A 3,950-nucleotide genomic window follows, 5' to 3' on the forward strand; every position below is an offset into this window, starting at 1 on the left:
CCGGGGCGGGGACAGCGCGGGGGAACGAGACGGGAAGAGGCGTGGGAGAGACAGCGGGGACGGGCATGGATCAGGAGCGGAAGGCACGGACGGAGAGCCCGGCGGCGCTCGTGCGCGAGGTCGTCCAGGCGGTGCGGGCCGAGCCGGGAGAGCGGATGCCCGCGCTCGCCGAGCTGCTCGCGGCGGCCGATGTCGCGGCAGCCGAGGTCGACGACGTCCTCGCCGCCGTGCGCGAGTCGCAGCAGCAGACCGCACGCCTGCGCCGGCGCACAGTCGAACTCGAGGCGCTCTTCTCGACCGCGCGCGAACTGGTGCGGCTGCAGGACGTGACCGACGTGCTGCGCCGTCTCGTCGAGCGGGCGCACGAGCTCATGGGCACCGACGTCACCTACCTGTCCGAGGTCGACAACCCGCGCGGCGACCTGCGCGTGCGGTACTCGGCGGGCACCGTGACACCCGAGTTCCGCGACCTCGTCGTGCCCGCCGGCTTCGGGCTCGCGAGCCTCGTCGCAGCCTCCCGCGAACCGGTCTGGGTGCGGCAGTACGAGCGCATGGCGGACGCTCCGCACGACCCCGCCATCGACGGCGCCGTGGCGCGGGAGGGGCTCGTGTCGTTCCTCGGCGTCCCCCTCGCTGTCGGCGACGAGGTGCTCGGCGCGCTGTTCGCGTGCAACCGCTTCGCGCACGACTTCACCCCCGACCAGGTGCTGCTGCTCTCGGCGTTCGCCGACCACGCCGCGGCCGTGCTCCACAGCGCGCGGGTGCTCGCCGAGAGCGCCGCCGCCCGATCGCGGGCCGAGCAGGCCTACGCCGCGCTCGAGAGGCATCTGGCCGCGACGCAGGTCGTCAGCGGCATCCACGAAGAGCTCACCGCCGCGGTCGTCTCGGGCGCCACTCTGCTCGACCTGGTGACGACCGTGTCCGACCGGTTGGGCCGACGGGTGCAAGCGGTCGACGATCAGGGCAGGGCGCTCGGCGCGGGGGTCGGCGATCGCGCGGGTCTGCCGCGGCGGCGCCTGCTGACCGACGCCCTGCGCGAGAGTCGCACGAGCGGCCACGCGGTCGAGGTCGTCGACGGCGACCGGGGATGGCTCGTCGTGGCGATCCTCGGCCCCGACCGGGTGCTCGGCGGGATGGTGGCCGACGCACCCGCGTCGACCGAGTCGGAGCCGTCCGACGACGTCGCCCGCCCCACGCTCGAGCGGGCCGCCCAGGTCGCCGCCCTGGTGTCGTTCCAGCGCGAGGCTGTCTCGGCGATCCGTGCCGACCGGCGGGCACGGCTGCTCGGGGCGCTGCTCGACGGCGCGGCGACGGCATCCGACCTGGTCGCCGAGAGCGCGGCCCCGCTCGTCGCGGTCGCCGTCATCGACGTGCGCGGACGCGACGGCGCACTGGTCGCGGCGGCGGATGCCGTGGGCGACGACGGGCTCGTCGCAACGCGGGAGCACGGGCTCGTCGTCGCGTGGACGGTCGCCGACGCCGAGCGGCCGACCGAGCGTGTGCGGCGGGCGCTGGCCGAGCGATGGGACGACCCCGAGGTCACCGCCGTGGTCGGACCGGCCGTGACCGATACGGCGTCGCTGCGGGCATCGGTCGAGCGGGCGGGGCGTGACCTGCGCTTCCTCGCCCCGCTCGGCGTGCGAGGGGCGACCGTTCGGTCCGATGCCTTCGCCCCGTACCACGTGCTCACCTCGGGCGAACCGGAGGCCGCGGCCCGCTTCGTCGACGAGGTGCTCGGGCCCGTGCGCGACTGGGACGACCGCCGCGGCACCGCCCTGATCGACACGCTCGGCGCGTATTTCGACAGCGGCGAGAGCCGCCTGGCGGCCGCGACCGCGTTGCGCGTGCACACCAACACGGTGCAGCAACGACTGGACCGCATCTGGATGTTGCTCGACGGCGACTCCGCCGACGCCGAGTTCCGGTTCCGTCTCCACGCCGCCGTGCGCCTGGAGCGTCTGCGCCGGGCGCTCCTCCGCTAGTCCCGGCAACCGTCGGCGGGTCGGGTGGGTTCCTGCGCATCCGGCCGCTCCTGCTCTGCGGGAGATCTCGCGAACGGAAGGACGTCTCCCGACGGATGCTCCTGCGGAGCGCGAGATCTCCTGCGAAGCGCGCGTGCCCCGCGCGACACACCGGCCGCTCCGCCGCGACACGCCCGGCGACCCTAGCGGAACGGCGGCCCCCCGCGCCTCGTGTGACGCAATCTGACGCCGGGTGTCGTCCTGTGTATCGGAGGCTTCCGCCGCAGAAACCCCGTGGATAGCGTCGGAAGCCCGCCGACCGAGAGGACCCCCCCGTGGCATCCGTTGGACACCCCCGCCGCCTCGCCGCCGCGCTCGCTGCCGCCGTCGTCACCGCGCTGACCCTGTCCGCCTGCGCCTCGGCGGCCCCCGCCGAGTCCGGCGCCGACGGCGAACCGGTCGAGGGCGGCGATCTCGTCGTCGCGGTGCGCTCGGAGCCTCCGCAGCTCAACCCGCTCGTCGACCAGGTCGGCGGTGCGCACGTGCTCAGCCCGGTCGTCGACTCGCTCGTGTGGGACAACGGCGACGGCACCTACGGCACGTGGCTCGCCACCGACTGGGAGGTGTCGGACGACGCCCGCGTGTACACGTTCACGCTGCGCGACGACGTGACCTTCCACGACGGCACCCCGTTCGACGCCGAGGCCGTGAAGGCCAACTTCGACTACGTCGCCGACCCGGCGAACAAGTCCACCGGTTCGGTCGCGAAGCTCGGGCCGACCGCCGAGGTGGTCGACGAGTACACCGTGCGCGTCACGCTCGAGCAGCCGGAGTCGACGTTCCTCACGCTCATCGCCGCACCGTACTTCGGCATCGTCTCGCCGACGCAGCTGCAGGACGACCCCGCGTCGCTCGCCTCGACCGTTGTGGGCACCGGTCCGTTCGTGTTCGACGAGTGGGTGAAGGGGCAGAGCCTCAGCTACGTGCGCAACGACGACTACGACTGGGGGCCGGAGGGCACCCACGAGGGCGCCGCCTACCTCGACAAGATCACCTACCGGTTCCTGCCCGAAGACCAGACGCGCTACAACGCGCTGCTCACCGGTGAGGCCGACATCGTCGACTACATCGCCCCCGAGTACGCCGAAGAGGCGAAGGCCGACGAACGCTTCGAGTCGGACGAGGTGCTGCTGCCGGGTGTCGGATTCTCGCTGCACCTGAACACCCGCACCGCTCCTTTCGACGACGTGCGCGTACGGCAGGCGCTGCTCACCGGCATTGACCGGGAGGCCATCGTCGAGAGCGCGACGTTCGGCGCGTATCCCGTGCAGGAGTACCTGGCGTCGTCGACGCCCGACTTCAAGAAGGACCTCGAGAACACGATCGAGTTCGACGCGGATGCCGCCGGCGCCCTGCTCGACGAGGCCGGGTGGACCGGGACGGATGCCGAGGGCTACCGCACCAAGGACGGGGAGCGCCTGTCGACGACGGTGCCCTACGCCGACAACGACCAGCTCGCACAGCGCACGCTGGAACAGGTGCAGATCGATGCGAAGGAGCTCGGGTTCGAGCTGGTGCTGCAGCCGGTGCCGGCGGCCGACTTCTCGCAGCGCCTCTACAGCGGCGAGTACGGCATCATGCCGTCGTTCCAGTCGGAGGCGACGGGCATGCAGCTGTGGCGTCTGTACGGCGGAGACAACGTCTCGGACGGCTCGACGATCGGCTCGAACGCGTCGTTCCTGGCTGATGCCGAGCTCGACGGCATCCTGGCTCAGGCCCGCGCCAGCGCCGACCCGGTCGCCCGCGCCGACTTCTACGGTCAGGCGCAGGAGCTGCTGCCGGAGCTGGCGCCGTCGATCCCGCTGTACTCGCGGGCGCGAGTGGTGGCGTGGCAGCCGACCGTGCACGGGGTGACCTGGGACCACGCCTGGCCCCAGCCCTACCTCTTCGACACCTACAAGAACTGACCCCCACCCCGCCCCCGCCCCC

Annotated in this window: 2 protein-coding genes; both read left to right on the forward strand. The window is 72.8% G+C overall.

What is annotated here, in order from left to right:
• Positions 1–65: 65 nt before the first annotated feature.
• Positions 66–1,982 carry a helix-turn-helix domain-containing protein gene (locus AC3A3J_RS00005; protein ID WP_487670303.1) on the forward strand — a complete coding sequence of 639 codons (1,917 nt, stop codon included), beginning with the start codon at positions 66–68 and terminating at the stop codon, positions 1,980–1,982.
• 314 nt (positions 1,983–2,296) lie between these two features.
• Positions 2,297–3,928, forward strand: coding sequence for an ABC transporter substrate-binding protein (locus AC3A3J_RS00010; RefSeq protein WP_487670304.1), 1,632 nt, complete (start codon positions 2,297–2,299; stop codon positions 3,926–3,928).
• Positions 3,929–3,950: the final 22 nt, after the last annotated feature.

This window comes from Microbacterium sp. Soil_N32 (assembly GCF_057655505.1).

Excerpts from the sequence above, each read along its gene's own strand:
- AC3A3J_RS00005 (WP_487670303.1), top strand. The coding sequence starts at position 66 with ATGGATCAGGAGCGGAAGGCACGGACGGAGAGCCCGGCGGCGCTCGTG.